Source organism: Pseudolactococcus reticulitermitis, from assembly GCF_002260845.1.
GTDB classification, from domain to species: Bacteria; Bacillota; Bacilli; order Lactobacillales; family Streptococcaceae; genus Pseudolactococcus; species Pseudolactococcus reticulitermitis.
In genome coordinates, this window is sequence record NZ_BEDT01000001.1 from 66,302 (window position 1) to 86,341 (window position 20,040).

Here is a 20,040-nt window from a genome sequence, read left to right on the forward strand (position 1 = left end):
CTATTTTTAGTTTTCGCCAAACCAAAGGGTGATTTCACGGGCTGCAGACTCCGGGCTGTCAGAGCCATGAACGATATTTTCGACAGAATCATCATCAGAACCATGGGCAAAGTCACCCCGAATCGTGCCAGGCAAGGCATCTGTCGGATTTGTCGCACCCATCATTTTGCGCCAAGAGCTAATGATATTTGACCCTCTCAAAACGCCAATGACCACAGGGCCTGATGTCATGTAAGACACAATATCAGGATAAAAAGGTCGGTCAACCAAATCAGCATAGTGCTGATCCAGGACTTCTTTTGTGACCTGACGCATTTCCAATTTTTCAATCGTAAACCCACGATGTTCGATGCGATTAATCACTGACCCGACTAATAACCTGCGAACCCCATCAGGCTTGATGATAAAAAAAGTATTTTCCATTTGAACTCTCCCCTTTTTAAATTAATTATTTTTATTCTCTTCTCTAGCCATATCTTTCAACTTATGAAGAAACCAATACTCAAAAAACAAGACTAGCACAATCAACATCGCCCAACCAATCAAGGCTAAAGCTACAATCAAGAGACTGGTCGCCCCTTTTCTGATATAGATTTTTGTCGGGTGATTATGATTAACATAAACAGGAATTTCCGTTCCGACTTTCCCAAAGTTTTTTAAAAAATTCGCTACTGGCGCAGCCTGATAGGCTTTACCTTCAAAGGTATAGGCGACCATCTTGCCACGCTTAGGCGTTTTAACAACCTGACCAATGACCATGGTTTTGACTTCCTTATGCTCCGTCAAGTAACGTTGAAAAGTCATCCCCCCGACAAATAGCAGCATCAGAGCGAAAAATGCCAAGACCACGCGTGAAATTTTTTGTATTATCTTATTCATCTAATCAAATATCCTATAGAAATCTTCTAATTTCATCTGTTCTTTTTCAGTCGCTGCCAAGTCTTGCACGATTTGACCGTCCTTCATGACAATCAAGCGATTGCCATATTTGAGCGCATCTTCCATATGATGCGTAATCATCAGCGCCGTCAAATCTTTGCTCGTGACTAAATCATCTGTCAACTGCATCAAAGCCACAGACGTCTTCGGATCTAACGCCGCCGTATGCTCATCCAACAAGAGTAAGTCTGGTGGCACAATCGTCGCCATCAAGAGACTCAGCGCCTGTCTTTGCCCACCAGAGAGATTGCCCGTCGGTGTGTCCAGATGCTTCTCCAGACCATTACCGATTTGCTCAGCCAGACTGGCAAAATCAGCCTTATAGGTCGTGATATTGCGCAAACCAAGGCTTCTTCGCTTCCCACGAAGGGCAGCAATCGCGATATTTTCCGCCACGGTCATCCGAGGTGCTGTGCCCATTTTCGGATCTTGAAAGACACGGGAAATCGCAGCAGCACGCTTTTCAGGACTGTGATTGGTCACATCGTTGCCCTTGATAAACACTGAACCTGAAGTCAGCATTAGCGTCCCTGAAATGGCATTAAATAAAGTAGATTTACCAGCCCCATTCCCACCTAAAATGGTAATGAAATCTTTGGCATAAATTTTCAAGGACACATCATCTAAAATGACCTTGCGTTCGTCACCAGTTTCAATGATTTTCGTTGCATGTTTGAGTTCAATAATTGGAATCTTGTCAGTTGGCATTGAGCTTTACCCCCTTGAAAAACTTGGCTTTAAAGGTCGGAATCATCAAGCAAATCGCTAAGACAATGGCACTGAAAAGTTTGAGATAATTGGTATTGAAACCAAGCTTAATCACCGCTAAAATCAAAAATTGGTAGAAAATAGAGCCAATCACAATGGCGAATAAACGTTCAAACAGTGAGACATTGCCAAAGAAAACTTCCCCAATAATGATACTGGCAAGCCCGATGACAATCACTCCAATCCCTTTTGACACGTCTGCATAGCCATCGTTTTGTGAAATCAAAGCACCCGATAGGGCAATGACACCATTGGACACGACTAAGCCTAGGACTTCCATCCGCCCAGTATGAATCCCAAAAGACTGCGCCATCTCGACATTATCACCTGTGGCGATGAAGGCCTGTCCGAGGTTGGTATTGAGAAAATAAAAGATGAGCGCTAGGACAAGAAGAACGGCAGACACGCTAATCCAAGTGCTTTTGAGTTTAGCGGCACCGAGCAAGCCGAGATTGGCTCGCCCCATAACCATGAGCATGATGGAGTTACAAGAGGTCATGACCAAGATGCCTGCTAAAAGCGTCGGAATCTTGCCTTTGGTGTAGAGCAAGCCAGTAATCAGCCCTGCCGCACAGCCTGCCAAAAAGGCGACAAAAGTTGCGACAAAGGGGTTGACGCCCTGGGTAATCAGCGTGACTGCCACGGCCCCGCCCAAGGGAAAGGAGCCTTCTGTCGTCATATCTGGAAAATTAAGAATGCGAAAGGTCATGAAAATCCCCAGACCTAAAATCGCCCATAATAAGCCTTGATTAATCGTTGATACTATCATAGTAAATCTAAAGCGTCATCTTAATTGCGATGGTGCTTTATTTTGTTCCCTTCTCTTCGGCTGCTTTGGCAGCTTTGACGACACTTTCAGGAATGGTAATGCCCAAAGTTTTAGCTGCTTTTTCATTGATAACTGGTTGGGTTGTATCGTAAAATTCGACTGGCAGTTCTGACACTTTTTTGCCTTTTAAGACCTGTCCTGCCATTTTCCCTGTTGCGACACCCAAATCATGTTGGTTAATCGTCACTGCTGCTAAACCGCCTTGTGCCACCATGGTATCAACTGATGGAAAGACGGGAATCTTCGCTGCGTTTGATAATTCGATAACGGTCGGGAAGGCTGAGGCAATCGTATTGTCTACTGGCACGTAAAGCGCATCAACATTTGACAGGGCAACGTTGACAGTTGTTGTGATGTCATTGGTTGATGACACGGCGTATTCTGAAACCTCATAGCCTTGTTTGGTCGCCACTTTTTTGAAATCAGCGACTTGAGATTTTGAGTTATCCTCAGATGAGCTATACAAGATACCGATTTTCTTAACGTTAGGCGTGACTTGTTTAATCAGTTCAATTTCTTTAGCGACTGGAAACTTATCTGACACACCTGTCACATTGCCCTCTGGTTTTTTCACGTTTTTGACCAGTTTGGCACCAACTGGATCAGAGACTGCCCCCATGATAACAGGTACATCTGTCGTCGCATTGGCAAGCCCTTGGGCAGATGGTGTCGCAATCCCAATCAGCACATCATTTTTTTGATCCACCAGTTGCCCCGCCATTGTTGTCACTTTTGACTGATCTGCTTGGGCATTGTAGAAATTAATCTTGGCATCTGCATAGCCTTCATCGGCTAAACCCTCCTTGATGCCACTATAAATTTGATCCAAAGCTGGATGGGTTACGAACTGTAAAACACCGACTGTAACATCTGATGATTTAACTTTATTTTGTTGCTTGAAAAATTTAGGAATCAAGATAGACCCTAAGCCTATTATGACGATAACAACGATTGCAACTAGCATTTTTTTATTTTTCATCTGGTAATCACTCCTTTATAAAAGATGGGGGCATGCTCAATTAGCCGAAAGTTTTTTAAGCTGGTCAATCAAACTTTGATCAAAAGCTGTTTTTGATGTAATCGGATAAATGGCTTGGGGCGTTTCACCCTCGAACTGCACAATATTAATGGCTGATTTATCAATATTGAGCTTATCAAGCGTTTTGTTATGATAGAGTTCTTGAACAATATAGATTGTTTTGGGGAGCCCTAAATTTTGATTTTGATTGATAAACTTGTCAAATTTTTGATTGAGCTTGGTATTTTTCGCATTTAAAATAATCAAGGTCGTTTTGGGTTGCGTTTTAAGCAACTGCTTGATATCGTCGTTTGGCACGGCATGAATTTGGTCCGTTACCGTGACTTTAGGAATAATCTGACCTTCCTCTCGTCTAACGTGGCGATGAATGCTAGGTGTCAGGATAATCAAGAACAGAACAACGACTGTGCACACAATCCAAATTCTATATTTTTTCTTCATGTTTTCATTATAACTGAAAAATGGGCATTTTACAAAAAATTCTGATAAAATAGGAGAAGAAACTATCTGACCTACACGCTTTGCTATTATATCGCCTATTTACTCTGACGTTTAACCTGTTCTGAGGGACGAAAAATATTTCCTTCTTTCAGAACAAGTCCCGCAATATTTTAACTGAGTTTCGGCTCCTTGAGACTAGGAAAAAAGATAAAAGTCCGCACGAACGCCATCCGTTTACGGCTTTTCCTATTTTTCATAGTCTCAATACAGTCGCCTCAACATCTAAAAGGAGTTACCATGTCTTTTGACGGTATTTTTTTACATCACATGACTCAGGAATTATCTGAGCAACTAACAGGTGGTCGCATTCAGAAAATTAATCAGGTTTTCGACCACGAATTGGTGCTGCAAGTGCGCAGCAATCAAAAATCTCATAAATTATTATTATCCGCCCACCCTACTTTTGGCCGTGTCCAGCTCACCGAAACTGTTTTTGAAAGCCCTAAAACGCCTTCGACCTTTACCATGATTTTACGGAAATATCTCAGTGGTGCTTTTATCGAAAAGATTTATCAGATTGACAATGACCGCCAAATTATCTTTGAGATTTCTTCTAAAAATGAAATTGGCGATAGCATGAAAATTGCTCTGATTGCTGAAATTATGGGGAAACACAGTAATCTCATTCTGATGGATCGAGAGTCGAATAAAATTTTGGAATCCATCAAACACGTTGGTTTTTCACAAAATCAATATCGGACGATTCTGCCTGGCTCGACTTATCTCGCACCGCCTAGCGATGGGAAAAGCAATCCTTTTACGGCATCTGATGAAAAATTATTTGACGCTTTACAGACTGGTGAAAATTTACAGCAAATTTTCCAAGGACTGGGCCGGGATAGCGCCACAGCTTTGACAGGTTTGAGTTTGAACAATTTCAAATCGTTTTTAACAACGGTCTCTCCTTCTATCTATCCCAACGATACCTTTTCTGCGATTCGCTTGTCTGACGATGCGCAAGTTTTTGAGACCTTGTCTGTCATGCTCGACCATTATTACCAAAATAAGGCTGAGCGAGATCGGGTGCGCCAAGTCGCAAGTGAGGTAATTCGCAAGGTGGCTGGGGAGCTGGATAAAAATCGTAAGAAACTGAAAAAACAAGAACGGGAGCTGAAAGCGACGGATAGTGCCGAAATTTTCCGCCAAAAAGGCGAGTTGTTGACGACTTTTCTGCATGAAGTGCCTAATAATAAACCGTCGGTTACTTTGGATAACTACTATACCAATGAGTCACTTGAGATTGCGCTCAATCCGGCTTTAACGCCCAATCAAAATGCTCAAAAATATTTCCATAAATATGCTAAGCTCAAGCAAGCTGTCAAATTTTTGGGCGAGCAGATTGCCAATACCAAACAGACGATTACCTATTTAGAGTCCGTTGAAAATGCGCTAGAACAAGCGACTGTGACTGAAATTTCCGATATTAAAGAAGAATTAATTCAGACTGGTTTTATCAAGCAAAAACATCGCAATAATAAGAAACAAAAATTACTACCGCCTGAAAAATATCAAGCATCTGATGGCACGATGATCCTAGTCGGGAAAAATAATTTGCAAAATGAACAAGTCAGCTTTAAATTGTCTCGAAAAGGCGATTTGTGGTTTCATGCCAAAGATATCCCTGGTTCTCATGTGATTATCACAGGCAATCCTGCGCCGTCTGATGAAACGATTACAGAGGCGGCTGAACTGGCAGCCTACTACTCCAAGGCTCGCCTATCCAATCTGGTGCAAGTGGATATGATTGATGTCAAAAAACTCCATAAGCCAACTGGTACACCGCCTGGTTTTGTGACTTATGTGGGGCAAAAAACCTTACGTGTGACAGCTGATGAAGCTAAAATTCGTGAGATGAAATGTGATTAGAATAGAAGCCTATCGTTGATTTAAATCAGCGGTAGGCTTCTATTTTTATGCTGTTCCTGTCTGCTGAGCCTCAGTTTTCTAATTTTTATCAAAATAACACTTTTGATTTAATTGGCACGCATTTTTAGAAAACGATTACAGAAAATTTCTTGAAAAAAATTGAACTTATTACCTGACAAAGTAAGTCTAAAGTGATATAATTTAACTGTTTGAAAAACTTGGAAATACCAAGCATTTGAAAGGAATTCATCTCATTATGACTGATGTAAAATTGCACAAAAAAGTTATCCTCGTAGGCGATGGTGCTGTAGGTTCTTCTTACGCATTCGCCCTTGTTAACCAAGGTATCGCGCAAGAACTTGGTATCGTTGATATCTTTAAAGAAAAAACTGAAGGCGATGCTGAAGATTTGAGCCATGCGCTTGCCTTTACGTCACCTAAAAACATCTACTCAGCAACTTACGCTGATGCGCATGATGCTGACCTTGTTGTCTTGACAGCTGGTGCGCCACAAAAACCAGGTGAAACGCGTCTTGACTTGGTTCAAAAGAACCTCCGTATCAACAAAGATGTTGTGACACAAATCGTTGCTTCAGGTTTCAACGGTATCTTCCTTGTTGCCGCTAACCCAGTTGACGTTTTGACTTACTCAACATGGAAATTCTCTGGTTTCCCTAAAGAACGCGTTATCGGTTCTGGTACATCTCTTGATTCAGCTCGTTTCCGCCAAGCGCTTGCTGAAAGAATTGGTATTGACGCACGTTCAGTCCATGCTTATATCATGGGCGAACACGGCGACTCTGAGTTTGCCGTTTGGTCTCACGCTAACGTTGCCGGTGTTAAACTTGAACAATGGTTGCAAGACAACCGCGACATCGACGAACAAGGTTTAGTTGACTTGTTCATCAACGTTCGTGATGCTGCCTACTCTATCATCAACAAAAAAGGGGCAACTTTCTACGGTATCGCTGCTGCCTTGGCACGTATCACAAAAGCGATTCTTGATGACGAAAATGCAGTCTTGCCGCTTTCAGTTTACCAAGCTGGTCAATATGGTATCGACGACGTCTTTATCGGTCAACCAGCTATCGTTGGGGCACACGGTATCGTTCGTCCAGTCAACATTCCTTTGAATGATGCTGAACAACAAAAAATGGAAGCTTCTGCTAAAGAATTGAAAGCAATCATTGATGAAGCTTTCTCTCAAGAAGAATTCAGCTCTGCAGTTAAATAATTAAATGATGACATCAACTCTTATCTTTCGCTTGTCGAGGGATAAGAGTTTTTTTTCTATATATTCCTTTATATCTCTTTAATCTATAGTGTTTAAATGAGCATTTGTCATCATATCTCTATTCTTTGCAATCTCTTTAAATTTAAACATGACAACCGTTTCCTATATCCCTAATATTTTCATTAATTCCATAATATTTTAACCTATATAGTTTAAAATCAAATAAACATGATATAATATAGCTATATAAAATACAATCACGGAGCTAACATGAGAACAAATACCAAATATATTGACATTTATACCCAGATTAAATACGATATTGAGTCCGGTAAATACCCAATCAATGAGAAATTACCGCAAGGTCGTATCCTTGCTGAGCAATTTAATGTCAGTGAATTAACGATTACCAAAGCCATTAATTTATTGGTGCAAGAGGGTTATATCGTGCGACGTCGAGGTTCTGGCAGTTTCGTCAAGAACTTTAAAAACTCAAGCATTACTAAGTTTTCGCCATTAACTGGGAGTACAGCGCTACATGGGGACAAGGTCACTTCGACAATTATCGGCTTTTCAACTGAAGCCCCTACCCAGTACATTGCAGACAAATTAGGTGTCGATAAAGAAAGTCTGGTTTACAAAATCATCCGCCTGCGGACAATTAAAAAAGTCCCTGCGATCATCGAATATACTTGGATGCCACTTGCGATTATTCCTGGGCTGACAACTAAAGAGCTGGAAACATCCATCTATGGTTATATTTCTAAAAAGCTCAATTTAACCATTAAAAGTGCCCATATTAAAGTCGCTGGTGTTCGACCGAGTGTGCTTGAAAAAGCCTATCTTAAGTTAAAAGATACGGATTTTTTGATGCAAACAGAACAAATTGGCTATTTAGATGATGGTCGAATTTTTGAATTTTCGATTGCTAGTCATATTCCAAGTGAATTTGACTTTGAAACTGTTTTAATCGCTAACGATCATGACTAAAATGACAAATCCCCCGTACAAGCCTTGGCTCATTACGAGGGATTTTTATTTATTTCGCCAACATTCGCTCAAGTGCCTTGAGGCTAGAGATTTGTGTGGCTTTGTCGACTGTGATTTGCTGAAGTGTTGAGCCTTGCTCAATTTCTTCTAGCGTCCATAAGAGATGGGCGAGGCGAATGCGGTTCATGGTGATACATGAAAAGGCTGAGGTGTTAATGGAAATAATCTCATGGTCAGGAAAATCTTGTATCATGCGATTAACCAAATTATTATCTGTCCCAATCGCCCACTTCGTCCCTTCTGGACTTGCTGCGACTTCATCAATGATTTTTTTAGTTGAGCCATAACTGTCTGCTGCCTGCACCACTTCAATCGGACATTCCGGATGGACAATGACTTTCAAATCTGGGATTTGACTGCGTAAGGTTGCAATTTGAGCCACCGTATATTGCTGATGCACACAGCAACGCCCTTGCCAGAGAATGACTTTCAAATCTTGAAGGTCGCCCGTTGCTTCAAGTCTATTTTGCTTAGGGTGCCAAACCGCCATTTGTGCCAATGGTATCCCGAGTTGAAAGGCAGTATTGCGCCCCAAATGTTGGTCGGGCAAGAAAAGGACGCGCTGGTGCTGGTCAAAAACACGTTTTAAAATGCTTTCTGCATTGCTTGAGGTCACGATGACACCACCGTGATTGCCAACAAAAGCTTTGACTGCGGCGGTTGAGTTGATATAAGTCACTGGTATCACAGGTTCAGCATAGGTCGTTTCCAGTACCTGCCAAGCTTCTTCCAACTGCTGCAAGTTCGCCATATCCGCCATGGAACAGCCAGCCATAGCGTCCGGTAAATAAACTTTCTGCTCATCAGTCGTCAGCATATCTGCCGTCTCAGCCATGAAATGCACGCCACAGAAAATAATGTGCTTGGCTGAACGATTAGCTGCCGCTTCTTTTGCCAACTGTAAGGAATCCCCCACATAGTCAGCAAAAGGAATAATTTCATTTTTTTGATAATGATGTGCCAAAATCAATAACTCTTGACCAAATTGGCGTTTTTTCTCATAAATTTTGCGAATCATTTCACCATCAGATAGGTGTAGATAGCGTTCAGGAATAATAGTTGTCTTATCAAATGTCGGTTTAGCGGTCTCAATACGTGGCATGATTTCTCCTCATCTTATTTTGTCTCAACTTGTTTCATTTTTTATCAGTTATGACTGATCAGCTTCTTTCCCATCATGACTATTAAAACTAATATCAAAAGCCACGACTGAGTGTGTGAGTGCACCCAAGGAAAGATAATCAGCCCCTGTGTGCGCATAGTCTGCTAGATTATCCAAGGTGATGCCACCAGAAATCTCAGTCAGGATTGTATCTGGTACCAGTTTCGTCCAAGCAGCCACTTGCTCTGGTGTCCGATTATCCAACATGATAATGTCAGCCTCGGCATCAATCGCCTCATATAACTGGTCTTCAGTTTCGATTTCAACTTCGATTTTGACCATTTGACCGATTTGCTGGCGGATTTTTTCAACTGCTTTTGAGATGCTACCCGCATAAGCGATATGGTTATCCTTGAGCATGACACCATCATAAAGTCCCACTCGATGATTAAAACCACCGCCAATTTTAACCGCTAATTTATCAAAGTAACGCAAGCCCGGCGCAGTTTTACGTGTATCACAAATTTTAATCGTTGGATCGTTTAGGATTTCAATCGCTTTGTGGGTAAGAGTCGCAATACCGCTCATCCGCTGGAGGAGATTTAAAATCACCCGTTCTCCAGTTAGCAGCGTTCGGATGTTGCCCGTTGCTCGCCCAATGATTTCATCTTTTTTAACGCTATCACCATCTGCAACCTCTGCTATAAATGTCGCATCCTGACCGAGTAAATCATAGACTTCTTGCACGACTTCAAGCCCGGCGATAATGCCATCAGATTTGGCAACAAAAACACCGCTGGATTGTTCATTTTGATCAAAAATTAAATCTGCTGATAAATCACCCGTGCCAATATCTTCTATCAAAAAAGCTTTAATTTTTTCCTGTGCTTGTAGATTCATGCGGTTCTTCTTCCTCCGGTAATAGATAGTGGGCACCTAGACTTTCAGGTCTAGCCAGTGCTGCTTTGGCAATCGTTTCCGCTACCAAACATAGGTTAGCTGTCTCGATTTGCTCGCGATCTGTGCAGGTTGGGTCTAAGTGCTGATAATTAAACGTCGATAACCAAGCTAAAAACTGGCGTATGCTCGCGGGTCTCCGAATGATACCTAACGTCTCAGATGTCCGCTTAACCAGGTCAGCTCGGCTTGGCAGAATCATACTAACTGAGTTTTGTCTGACTTTTAATTTTTGATGATTTTGAGAAGCTGACGCTCTATAAGCTAGGATGTCTTCAGCCACACTTTTGGCAAAACTCAAGCCCTCTAGTAGTGAATTACTTGCTAGGCGATTGGCACCATGGACACCTGTAAAGGCGACTTCTCCTACTGCATATAGCCGATTAAGTCCTGTCCGCCCTGAAAAATCTGTTTTGACGCCACCCATCAGAAAGTGCATGCCTGGTTTAATGGGAATGCGTTGACTTGTTGCAAAATCAAGGTTGTTTTGTTGTAAATAACTCGCAATGGCTGGAAATTGTTGTGAAAAATGCACAACGTCAGAAATATCCAGATAAATCTTGTGCCCAGCTTGTATCTGTTCGTTGACAATGCGACTGACCACGTCACGTGGGGCGAGGTCGAGTTGGTTTGAGCGACCCACCATAATCGGGCAATCATGCTCATCAACCAATCTAGCACCAGCCCCTCTGACCGCTTCGGAAATCAAAATCGGCTGCACTTTTTTACCGCCGTCTAAAAGACTGGGGTGAAATTGTAAAAATGCCATATCAGACAACTCGCATCCTGCACGCAGTGCCATGGCTAGACCGTCGCCAGTAATCGTCGCATGATTACTGGTATCTTGAAACAAATGGCCAATCCCGCCACTTGCTAAGACAAAATAGTCTGCAAAAATGGTCTGTTTTTGATGATTTTCGTCTAAATAATCTAACCCAACAACTCGCCCATCCTCTATCACAAAATCTAAAGCAAAAGTATGCGTCAGCCATTTGACTGAGGTCAGCTGATCATGGATAAAACTGGTCAACTGCCGACCTGTCTGATCCCCACCCGCGTGCAAAATTCGCTTATGCGAGTGTGCCCCCTCAAGACCCAAATCGAGCTGTCCTTCAGCAGTTCTGTCAAAACTCATCCCTTGGTCAATCAAATCTTGAATGACTTGTGGCCCTTCATGCACCATCTTCTCAACCGCTTTTGGCTGATTATGAAAGACACCAGCAGACAAGGTATCTGCCACATGCTCTGCTTCACTGTCCGGTTCTTGACCTTTTTCAGCCTGCTGCCCTTTCATGACAGCTGCGATACCACCTTGTGCTAGCATCGAATTACTGTCTTCCCGATTTCCCTTACAGATAATCGTGACAGCCGCTTGCCCTTTCAGATAATACGCAACTGTTGCCCCTGCAATCCCTGAGCCAATAATCACAACTTTTTTCATGCTCTCTTCTTTCAACTACTATCCATTCATTTCCAACATCCTCTTTAAGTTTGTAAATTTACAAACTTAATATATTGTTACTATTCTACCATAAAATGCGTCTGGTGAAATAGAAAACCTTGAAAAAGAGCAAAAAAAGAGCAACTATTCGCTCTTTTAATCTTGAATATTTAAATTTTGAGGAAACGACGCATTGAGATAATCGAACCAAGTGAGCCAATCGCCACACCGACAACGACCATTAAAATAATCAATTGTGGCACAAATGTCGTCGGATTCAGTAAGTAAAGACCTTGTTGCGACAATGTACCTTGTAACCCAACGTAAGCAATCCGGTAAACAATACCGATAAGCACACTCGGTAAAATCGCACCAAGCAAACCAACCCAGGCGCCTTCAAGGAAGAAAGGCCAACGGATATAACCGTTCTTAGCACCAACCAGACGCATGATTTGAATTTCTCTCTGACGAGACAAAATCGTAATCCGAATCGTATTAGAAATCAGGAAGACCGCAACAAACAACAATAGGCCTGCAGCCCCAAGTCCCCAAGTTCTCACGACTTTTGAGAGACCAAAAATTTTCTTAGTATTGGTCCCACCATAATCGGCACGCTCAACACCCTCAATTTTACTGATATTTTTAGAGACTGTTTCTACATTTTCAGGCTTATCCGCCTCAACGATGTAAACGTCATAAAGTGGATTACTATCCCCTTGAAACATTTTCCATGTATTCCCCAGCGATTTCGTAAGTTTATCCAACTCATTTGCCTTGCTCGAATACGTCACTTTCACGACATGTGGCACAGCTTTAATCGCAGTTTCAACTTTATGATAGTCTGGATTTGTCATCATTTTTGATTTATCATTCGGGTCAACAATTTCTTTATCCCCATCGTGCACATTGAGTTTCAAGAAAGTTGAAATCCGGACATTATTTTCCAAATCAGTGGCTAATTTTGTCGTATTGAGGATAACGGCTAGGAAAACGCCGACCAATACGAGGGTAATGGTAACAGATGAGACAGCCGCAACTGTCATCCAACCATTTCTGCGGAGATTTTTAATCGACTGCCACAGGTGTTTAAAAAATGTTCTAATCATCGTAGCCATATTCTCCTTCTAGTTGATCTCGGACAATTCGACCGTTTTCAATGGCAATCACGCGGTGACGTAAGGTATTAACGATTTGTGAATTATGCGTTGCCATCAAGATTGTTGTCCCTTGAATATTGATTTTTTCAAGGAGATTCATAATTTCCCATGAATTTTCAGGATCTAAGTTCCCAGTCGGTTCATCAGCAATCAAGACTTTGGGTGCATTGGCAATTGAGCGGGCAATCGCCACCCGTTGCTGCTCACCACCTGATAATTCATTTGGAAATGACCGGACTTTGTGTTTGAGACCAACGAGGTCTAACACTTCCATGACCCTTTTTTTGATTTCACGTGGACGTTTGCCAATAACTTCCATGGCATAGGCGATATTTTCATAGACTGTTTTATTTTGCAATAATTTATAGTCCTGGAAAACCACACCGATAGAGCGACGGAGCATGGGCACATCGCGTTTTTTAATTTTTTCCAGATTATAGCCAGCGACCCTGCCCTGACCTTTATCCAATTTCACTTCACGGTATAATAATCTGATGAAGGTTGATTTACCAGCGCCTGAAGGGCCTACGACGTAAGCAAATTCTCCGGCTTCAATATCCACTGAGATATTGCGCAGCGCAGTTGTCCCGTTATTATATTTTTTAGTTGCATTACTTAACTTGATAATACTACTCATATTTTTAGTTTCTTTCTGTTTTTTGTCAACATATCTCTATTATAACAAATGACGCAGCTCTAAAACATTACAGGCTTACAACATTTTCCATTTGAGGTAGGCGTCGATAAAGCCGTCCAAATCGCCATCCATGACGTTATCAATCTGGCTTGTCTCATAACCTGAGCGGGTATCTTTGACGAGTTGATATGGCATGAAGACGTAAGAACGAATTTGTGAGCCCCATGAAATATCGGCTTGGTCACCTTTTAATTCATCGACTTCTGCTTGTTTTTTATCGACTTCGAGTTGGTAGAGTTTCGATTTGAGCATCTTCATCGCCAAATCTCGGTTGCCGTATTGGGTTCTATCCATGGTAGATGAGACGACAATGCCTGTCGGTGTATGGGTTAAACGAACACCGGTCGAAACCTTGTTGACATTTTGCCCACCAGCACCACCAGAACGGAAGGTATCCATTTTAATGTCAGCATCGCGGACATCAACTTCAATCGAATCGTCCAACTCGGGCATGACATCTACTGAGGTAAAGGAGGTATGACGGCGGTTTTGCGAGTCAAACGGCGACACGCGCACCAAACGGTGAACCCCTTTTTCAGAACGTAAGAAACCATAAGCATTGTTACCCGTAAATTTCAAGGTTGCTGACTTGAGACCTGCGACATCACCATCCTGATAATCAACGACTTCCACTTTAAAGTTGTGCGCATTCCCCCAGCGTTCGTACATCCGCATGAGCATGCTGCCCCAGTCCTGAGACTCGGTGCCACCCGAACCTGGGTGGATTTCAAGGAGCGCATTCATGTGGTCGTAAGGTTGATTGAGCAGCATTTCAAGCTCATAAGCTTGCATCTTAGCGCCTAGTTTGTCAAGCTCAGTCTCGAGTTCTGCCTGCATGTCTTCGTCAGCATCTTCTTCTAGCATTTCTAGCATGACTTCCTGATCCTCAAGCATGGCTTGCATGTCCATGAAGGTGTCATATTTAGCTTTCAGCTGGTTAGATTGCTCGACAACTTTTTGTGCGGCAATGTTATCATCCCAAAAAGAAGGATCAGACATATCATTGTCAAGAAGCGCAATTTCTTCTTCTAGGCGATCCAAATCGAGGTTATCTCGAAACGATGCCATCTTCTCTTTATTTTGGGCAATTTGATTGCGAATTTCACTCATTTCCATATTTTACTATTTTACCACGTTTTCATCTATTTTTCAAAAATTACTTGTCTTTCGCCTTTGATCTTAGCTTATCTAGCGCCCACTGTGCCGCTTCTTGATGAACAGCATTGCTCGGATTGGCTGCGATTTCTTCTAATAGAGGAATAGCCGTTTTGTCATTAACATTGGCTAGCACGTAAATCGCATTGCGCTGTAGGACGTTTTTGCCTCGCCATGAGCCTGCTATCTCACTGAATTTCGCCTTGAACTCCTGATTCGTCAGCTGGATAAACGGTTGTAGCTCTGGATAAGCCAACTCCGGATTAATCGTCGTCTGAGCCTCATTCGTAATCCCTTTATTATAAGGACAGGCGATTTGACAAATATCACAGCCATAGAGCATGGTCTTCATTTTAACGCGAAATTCTTCATCAAGCGGTCCTTTTGTCTGGGTTTGAAAACTCAGACAACGCTTGGCGTTCATGGTCGAATCACCATTGAGTGCATCCGTCGGGCAAGACGTGATGCAATGGTTGCAGTCGCCACAGCCATAATCAACTGGACTGTCTGGTTCAAGCTCAAGGTTGGTGATGAGTTCGCCTAAGAACATATAGGAGCCAAATTCTTTAGAAATGACGAGCCCATTTTTACCGATGAAACCAATCCCCGCCCGTCTGGCAACGGCAGTATCAACTAAAGCGCCTGTATCGACCATGGCCTTGTGGTCAAAATCATCAGTCAGCTCAGCAATGCGCTCAGATAACCGTGCCATTTTTTCAGTTAAGATGGTATGATAATCGACACCCCAACTTGACGAGGAAAATTTGCCACGTTTATAGGTCGATTTTTCAGGTAATTGCGGGAGTTTATTGGGATAAGCCACAGCGATTGAAATAATCGTTTTAGCATTTTTAAGTAAAAGTTTAGGTTTAATCCGCTCATCTATATTTGGGTGTTCAAACCCAGAGTTTGTCCCGTTTTCCTGAGCCAGTCGTAAAGATTTTTCTAGATAATCAAAATCATCAGCAGTCGTGAAACCAATTTTTGAAATGCCAATTTCCTGAGAAATGGCAATAATCTGTTCTTTCAAATTCGTCATATTTTCATTATACCTTAAACGCTATCTTTATACAGTTATACAGCAAAAATTCATCAGCATGCACTGATGAATTTTTATATCAGCTAACAGTCAAACATTTATTGACGTTTTTTTCTCAAGATCATCATGCCAAATGTTGAAATAAACACAATTGCCCCAAGGATTGCCTCCGCAACACCACTTTTAGCACCCGTATCTGGCAACTCTTTTTTAACAGTTGATACTGCAGGTGTTTGAGCTGGTTGGCTAGGTTGTGACGTGATGGGCTTAGCTTTTGGCTTTTCAACCGCTGTGTAAACAACTGTTTTGACGATATCTTTTGTCTCACCAGTTATCTTGTCAATGGCTGCGATTTCTGCTTGGTCAGCTGTATAGCCTTTAAGTTCAGGCGATGTGACTTTTTTAAAGCTTGTGGCGTTGACTGCTGTCCAGTCGCCATACGTTTTAACGCCCGTCACTTGGTCAGTCGTGACTGTCCGCATGAACCGAAGTGGCATCGCTGTGGCATCTTTCGCAGCTTTACCCCCATTTTTGAATTGGTAATGAATGGTCTCATTCACATTTTTGTACTCAGTTTTAGCTTTATTTTTATGCGCTAAATGGACTTCATAATGTTTCACAATACCATCTTCATCATAAACGACACCAGTTTCAGGATAGGCATCAGAGACTAAGTCATAGCCTTGCGCCTTGAACTGTTTGATTGTATCGGCTGTTTGATAACTATCCGTCGTACCAAAAGCACCTGATAATTCTTGACCAGCTAATGTTTTATCCGCAGTATCATCAATATAAGCCACCTTGGCACTTTCTTGTTTAGCCTGATAGACGACTGTTTTGACGATGTCTTCAGTCTCTCCAGTGATTTGGTCAATGGCTGAAATTTCTGGTTGATCAGCTGTATAGCCTTTGAGTTCAGGAGAGGCAACGCTTGCAAAGCTTGTGTCAGTCACTGATGTCCAGTCGCCATACGTTTTATCGCCTGTGACTTGGTCAACTGTCTCTGTTCTCGTGAATGGGAGCGGTGTTGCAGTATAATCTTCTGCTACTTTATCCCCATTTTTATATTGGTAATGCACGGTTTCATTGACAACTTTAGCGCCTTTTTTAGCGACCATTTGGTGGGTCAAATGGACGTCATAGTGTTTAACCACGCCGTCTTGATCGTAGACAACGCCTGTTGCTGGGTACTGGTCAGAAACCAAATCATAGCCTTTAGCTTGATAGGCTTTAATCGTGTCAGCTGTCCTGTAAGCATCTGTTGCGCTGAATTTACCGACCAAGTGCTTCGTTTCGAGTGATTGATGCCTTGTATCATCAATATAGGTCACACTTGCGGCTTCTTGATTAGGCTTATAAACGACTGTTTTAACGATATCTTTAGTCTCTCCCGTCACTTGGTCAATGGCATCAATTTGACTGTAATCGGGTGTATAGCCAGTTAGAGTTGGTGAGATAACTTTCTCAAATGACGTACCACTGACGGCTGTCCATTCTCCATATGTTCGGTAACTTCTAACTTGATCCGTTACAACAGTGCGTTTAAATGGAATAGGGGTCGCAGTAAAATCTGCCGCAGCTTTTTTCCCATTTTCAAATTGATAATGCACCGTTTCATTGACCGCTTTAGTATCACTAGACGCGACTGAACGATGTGTTAAATGCACCTCATAGTGTTTGGTGATACCATCTTGATCGTAGACGACGCCAGTTGTTGGGTATTGGTCAGAGACTAAGTCATAACCTTCAGCTTTATACTGTTTGATTGTCTCCGCTGTCCGATAGTCATCCGTTGTCCCAAAATCACCTGATAAATCTTTAGTCGCAAGAAGTTGATGATTGGTGTCATCAATATAGCTAACCCTTGCTTTTTCTTGATTAGGGCTATAAACAACCGTTTTGACAATATCTGCAGTATCGCCACTGACGTTCGAGATAACATCAATCTGTGGCCTATCTGGTGTCACACCTTTAAGGCTAGGCGATACCACTGCCGCAAAGTTGTCGTCTCCGACTGCTGTCCAGCTACCATTAATATGGGCGCCTGTTACTTGGTCTGTAATGACGGGACGCGTAAAGTGGATGGGTGTTGCCGTATAGTCCGCTGCTGCTTTCTGACCATTCTTGAACTGATAATGCACCGTTTCATTCACAATTTTAGAGTCGTGATTGACAAGTGTTTTATGAAATAAATGGACGGTATAGTGTTTCACTACGCCATCTTGGTCATAAATCACACCCGCTTTTGGATAATCATCCGTCACCAAACCATAGCCCTTGGCGAGATAATTTTTAATCGTTTCAGCAGTTCGGTAAGGGTCTCTCGTCCCAAAGTCACCTGATAAGTCTTGTGTGGCTAACGTTTTTTGTCTTGTATTATCTATGTACGTGACAGTTGCTGCTTCTTGATTGGGGCTATAAACCACCGTTTTTTCGATGTCAGGCGTCTCTCCCGTTACTTTGTCAATGGCATCAATTTGACTGTGATCGGGTGTAAAACCTTTAATGCTAGGAGATGTGACCTTAGCAAATGTCGCACCATTGTCCGCTGTCCAGTTGCCATAAGTTTTATCGCCTGTCGTTTGATCCGTTGTGACGGTTCGAGTGAATGCAAGCGGTGTTGCGCTGTAGTCGTTTGCAGCTTGTTGACCATTTTTATATTGATAGTGAATGGTTTGATGCACGTCGTTATTTTCTTTAGTCGTTACTTTTTGATGGGTCAAATGCACGTCGTAACTTTGAGCTTGATCAGTAAAAGTCACGCCAGTTGCTGGATACTGATTTGACACGAGTTTGTACCCACTGTTTTGGTAGGTGGTAATCTCATCTGCTGTTGCATAAGCCGCTTTTTCTCCGGTAGCACCAGAGAATTTATTTTGTTTTAAAACTTGACCCGTTGTATCGTCTATATACCTAACTGTCAGAAGACCTTGATTGCGTGTATAAATATAATTGACCGTTTGCGTATTGGCTTGATATGTCCCTGCAGGTGTCACACCAGTGACTGCTTTAAAGGTATAACCTGGAATGTTAGCTTGATTGGTTGCATAAATCGTGTCAATATCGCCATGTGTGGTGACTGGCGTTTTGAGTTGAGTGCCATCTTCGTCTATGTAATTGGCAGTCACTGTGCCTTGAGCAATGGTGTATTGGAAATTCGAAATTTGCAATTGTTGGAGATTATAATTATCACCAGTGGAAGCAGAGATAGAAAATGACATCGATTGGTTATCGCCAATCAAATTGCTGACATTTTGTTGCCAAGTTTGACCATCATAAGTGATCGTCATGACTTTGACTGTCCCGTTATAGGACATTTTAAACGGTTTAAACTGATTATAACTTGGTTGGGCAATGGCCTGCGCGCTCTCCTCAATCGTTTGGGCCACACCACTTGTACCATCTACAAAAGCACCATAAGATTGACCACGTGAAAATTCATCAGGATCTGGATTGAAGGAAGTTTCGCTGTTAGAATTATAGTAAGTATCTAGTTTAAAGCCGAAAGCTCCTTGTACACCACCGATACCCGCTGCACCGCCATCTCGTCCCACGACATCTGTATCGCCTGGGTGAAATAGAAAACCGACACCATCTGCACCACCTCTTCGACTACTTTTATCGCCTAAATTAATCAAACCAGTAAAGGTAAAATCTTGCGACATATCGACTTTTGTCTTTAACGTCACATTACCAGATTGATGTCTTTGATTAGGTGTCAAGATTTGGACTTGATTCGATAGGTCATAATCATATCTCGCTGCTGACCCATTACGCTGGAAATAATTGAGAAAATCAGCACCGGAAACACTGACTGTTCTGCTTGTCGCAGAAGAGGGGGAAAACGTTGGTGATTTTTCCTCTTGAGTATCTGCAACAACATCTGTTGTCATCTCATGTGCCTCAACACCTAAGGTTGCGGCACTTAATACGATCGCAACGCCTGTTTTAATCTTCATTTTTTCCTCCTGTATCGTCTTTTCATAGTACTTTTTAACAGCATCATTTATTTAACAAATGTCATTATACTGCTATAATATTAAAATAGCTAACTTTTTTACCTAATCTCACGTGACATCTGTTGCACAACAAATATTAGAAAATCAAACAGATTTAATTAGAGTTTGGAGTTTTATAACACGATTATTTTAATTTAAAACTATATAAGCCGATTACTACTAGAAATGTGATTTTATAGATAACATTTTATCAAATAAAATGCTAAATCTATCATCAAATCTTAATGCTCCTTCTTACTTTTTAAAA

The 20,040-nt window shown here is 42.0% G+C and carries 17 protein-coding genes; 3 read left to right on the forward strand and 14 right to left on the reverse strand.

All coding sequences use genetic code 11. The features are described 5' to 3' along the window. Positions 1-6: 6 nt before the first annotated feature. Genes ndk through RsY01_RS00310 form a run of 6 tightly spaced genes read right to left on the reverse strand, consistent with a single transcriptional unit; the run spans position 7 to position 4,016 of the window. Positions 7-423, reverse strand: coding sequence for a nucleoside-diphosphate kinase (gene ndk / locus RsY01_RS00285; protein ID WP_094783571.1), 417 nt, complete (start codon positions 421-423; stop codon positions 7-9). A 21-nt stretch (positions 424-444) separates the two neighbouring features. Continuing rightward, complete coding sequence (locus RsY01_RS00290) at positions 445-879, reverse strand: hypothetical protein (protein WP_094783572.1); 435 nt, start codon at positions 877-879, stop codon at positions 445-447. Then, positions 880-1,647, reverse strand: a complete 768-nt coding sequence (locus RsY01_RS00295; RefSeq protein ID WP_094783573.1) for an ABC transporter ATP-binding protein — start codon at positions 1,645-1,647, stop codon at positions 880-882. Continuing rightward, positions 1,637-2,476 (reverse strand): ABC transporter permease, encoded by an 840-nt coding sequence (locus tag RsY01_RS00300; protein WP_094783574.1) that lies wholly within the window; start codon positions 2,474-2,476, stop codon positions 1,637-1,639. The genes RsY01_RS00295 and RsY01_RS00300 overlap by 11 nt, the downstream gene beginning before the upstream one ends. Positions 2,477-2,513: 37 nt before the next feature. Beyond that, a complete protein-coding gene (gene trpX / locus RsY01_RS00305) occupies positions 2,514-3,515 on the reverse strand; it encodes a tryptophan ABC transporter substrate-binding protein (RefSeq protein ID WP_094783575.1) in 1,002 nt (333 codons plus the stop codon). A gap of 36 nt (positions 3,516-3,551) precedes the next feature. Continuing rightward, positions 3,552-4,016, reverse strand: coding sequence for a hypothetical protein (locus RsY01_RS00310; protein ID WP_094783576.1), 465 nt, complete (start codon positions 4,014-4,016; stop codon positions 3,552-3,554). A 297-nt stretch (positions 4,017-4,313) separates the two neighbouring features. Between RsY01_RS00310 and RsY01_RS00315 the strand changes: the two genes are divergently transcribed. From RsY01_RS00315 to RsY01_RS00325, 3 genes are all read left to right on the forward strand, one after another. Further along, positions 4,314-5,942 carry an Rqc2 family fibronectin-binding protein gene (locus RsY01_RS00315; RefSeq protein ID WP_094783577.1) on the forward strand — a complete coding sequence of 543 codons (1,629 nt, stop codon included), beginning with the start codon at positions 4,314-4,316 and terminating at the stop codon, positions 5,940-5,942. Positions 5,943-6,198: 256 nt separating this feature from the next. After that, entirely contained in the window at positions 6,199-7,176 is a 978-nt protein-coding gene (locus RsY01_RS00320; protein ID WP_094783578.1) for an L-lactate dehydrogenase, read from the forward strand. Between the two features lie 270 nt (positions 7,177-7,446). Next, positions 7,447-8,166 (forward strand): GntR family transcriptional regulator, encoded by a 720-nt coding sequence (locus RsY01_RS00325; protein WP_094783579.1) that lies wholly within the window; start codon positions 7,447-7,449, stop codon positions 8,164-8,166. A gap of 49 nt (positions 8,167-8,215) precedes the next feature. Here the strand turns inward: RsY01_RS00325 and nadA are convergent, their stop codons facing one another. The 8 genes from nadA to RsY01_RS00365 form a co-directional block, all read right to left on the reverse strand. Further along, positions 8,216-9,328 (reverse strand): quinolinate synthase NadA, encoded by a 1,113-nt coding sequence (gene nadA / locus RsY01_RS00330; protein ID WP_094783580.1) that lies wholly within the window; start codon positions 9,326-9,328, stop codon positions 8,216-8,218. Positions 9,329-9,376: 48 nt separating this feature from the next. After that, complete coding sequence (gene nadC / locus RsY01_RS00335; protein ID WP_094783581.1) at positions 9,377-10,228, reverse strand: carboxylating nicotinate-nucleotide diphosphorylase; 852 nt, start codon at positions 10,226-10,228, stop codon at positions 9,377-9,379. Beyond that, on the reverse strand, positions 10,200-11,726 hold the full coding sequence (gene nadB / locus RsY01_RS00340) for an L-aspartate oxidase (protein ID WP_094783582.1): 1,527 nt from the start codon (positions 11,724-11,726) through the stop codon (positions 10,200-10,202). The genes nadC and nadB overlap by 29 nt, the downstream gene beginning before the upstream one ends. A 170-nt stretch (positions 11,727-11,896) precedes the next feature. Continuing rightward, positions 11,897-12,832: a permease-like cell division protein FtsX gene (gene ftsX / locus RsY01_RS00345; protein ID WP_094784209.1), complete on the reverse strand. Its 936-nt coding sequence runs from the start codon at positions 12,830-12,832 to the stop codon at positions 11,897-11,899. Continuing rightward, positions 12,825-13,520, reverse strand: coding sequence for a cell division ATP-binding protein FtsE (gene ftsE / locus RsY01_RS00350; RefSeq protein ID WP_094783583.1), 696 nt, complete (start codon positions 13,518-13,520; stop codon positions 12,825-12,827). Before ftsE ends, ftsX begins: the two co-directional genes overlap by 8 nt. Positions 13,521-13,595: 75 nt before the next feature. Beyond that, positions 13,596-14,696, reverse strand: coding sequence for a peptide chain release factor 2 (prfB, locus tag RsY01_RS00355; RefSeq protein ID WP_094783584.1), 1,101 nt, complete (start codon positions 14,694-14,696; stop codon positions 13,596-13,598). Positions 14,697-14,736: 40 nt separating this feature from the next. Then, positions 14,737-15,774 (reverse strand): tRNA epoxyqueuosine(34) reductase QueG, encoded by a 1,038-nt coding sequence (gene queG, locus RsY01_RS00360; RefSeq protein ID WP_094783585.1) that lies wholly within the window; start codon positions 15,772-15,774, stop codon positions 14,737-14,739. Positions 15,775-15,872: 98 nt separating this feature from the next. After that, positions 15,873-19,733 (reverse strand): mucin-binding protein, encoded by a 3,861-nt coding sequence (locus RsY01_RS00365; protein WP_094783586.1) that lies wholly within the window; start codon positions 19,731-19,733, stop codon positions 15,873-15,875. Positions 19,734-20,040 lie beyond the last annotated feature (307 nt).

Bases quoted from the DNA above. Each gene is read 5' to 3' on its own strand.
- ndk (WP_094783571.1), bottom strand. From the start codon at position 423: ATGGAAAATACTTTTTTTATCATCAAGCCTGATGGGGTTCGCAGGTTA.
- RsY01_RS00290 (WP_094783572.1), bottom strand. From the start codon at position 879: ATGAATAAGATAATACAAAAAATTTCACGCGTGGTCTTGGCATTTTTC.
- RsY01_RS00295 (WP_094783573.1), bottom strand. From the start codon at position 1,647: ATGCCAACTGACAAGATTCCAATTATTGAACTCAAACATGCAACGAAA.
- RsY01_RS00300 (WP_094783574.1), bottom strand. From the start codon at position 2,476: ATGATAGTATCAACGATTAATCAAGGCTTATTATGGGCGATTTTAGGT.
- trpX (WP_094783575.1), bottom strand. From the start codon at position 3,515: ATGAAAAATAAAAAAATGCTAGTTGCAATCGTTGTTATCGTCATAATA.
- RsY01_RS00310 (WP_094783576.1), bottom strand. From the start codon at position 4,016: ATGAAGAAAAAATATAGAATTTGGATTGTGTGCACAGTCGTTGTTCTG.
- RsY01_RS00315 (WP_094783577.1), top strand. From the start codon at position 4,314: ATGTCTTTTGACGGTATTTTTTTACATCACATGACTCAGGAATTATCT.
- RsY01_RS00320 (WP_094783578.1), top strand. From the start codon at position 6,199: ATGACTGATGTAAAATTGCACAAAAAAGTTATCCTCGTAGGCGATGGT.
- RsY01_RS00325 (WP_094783579.1), top strand. From the start codon at position 7,447: ATGAGAACAAATACCAAATATATTGACATTTATACCCAGATTAAATAC.
- nadA (WP_094783580.1), bottom strand. From the start codon at position 9,328: ATGCCACGTATTGAGACCGCTAAACCGACATTTGATAAGACAACTATT.
- nadC (WP_094783581.1), bottom strand. From the start codon at position 10,228: ATGAATCTACAAGCACAGGAAAAAATTAAAGCTTTTTTGATAGAAGAT.
- nadB (WP_094783582.1), bottom strand. From the start codon at position 11,726: ATGAAAAAAGTTGTGATTATTGGCTCAGGGATTGCAGGGGCAACAGTT.
- ftsX (WP_094784209.1), bottom strand. From the start codon at position 12,832: ATGATTAGAACATTTTTTAAACACCTGTGGCAGTCGATTAAAAATCTC.
- ftsE (WP_094783583.1), bottom strand. From the start codon at position 13,520: ATGAGTAGTATTATCAAGTTAAGTAATGCAACTAAAAAATATAATAAC.
- prfB (WP_094783584.1), bottom strand. From the start codon at position 14,696: ATGGAAATGAGTGAAATTCGCAATCAAATTGCCCAAAATAAAGAGAAG.
- queG (WP_094783585.1), bottom strand. From the start codon at position 15,774: ATGACGAATTTGAAAGAACAGATTATTGCCATTTCTCAGGAAATTGGC.
- RsY01_RS00365 (WP_094783586.1), bottom strand. From the start codon at position 19,733: ATGAAGATTAAAACAGGCGTTGCGATCGTATTAAGTGCCGCAACCTTA.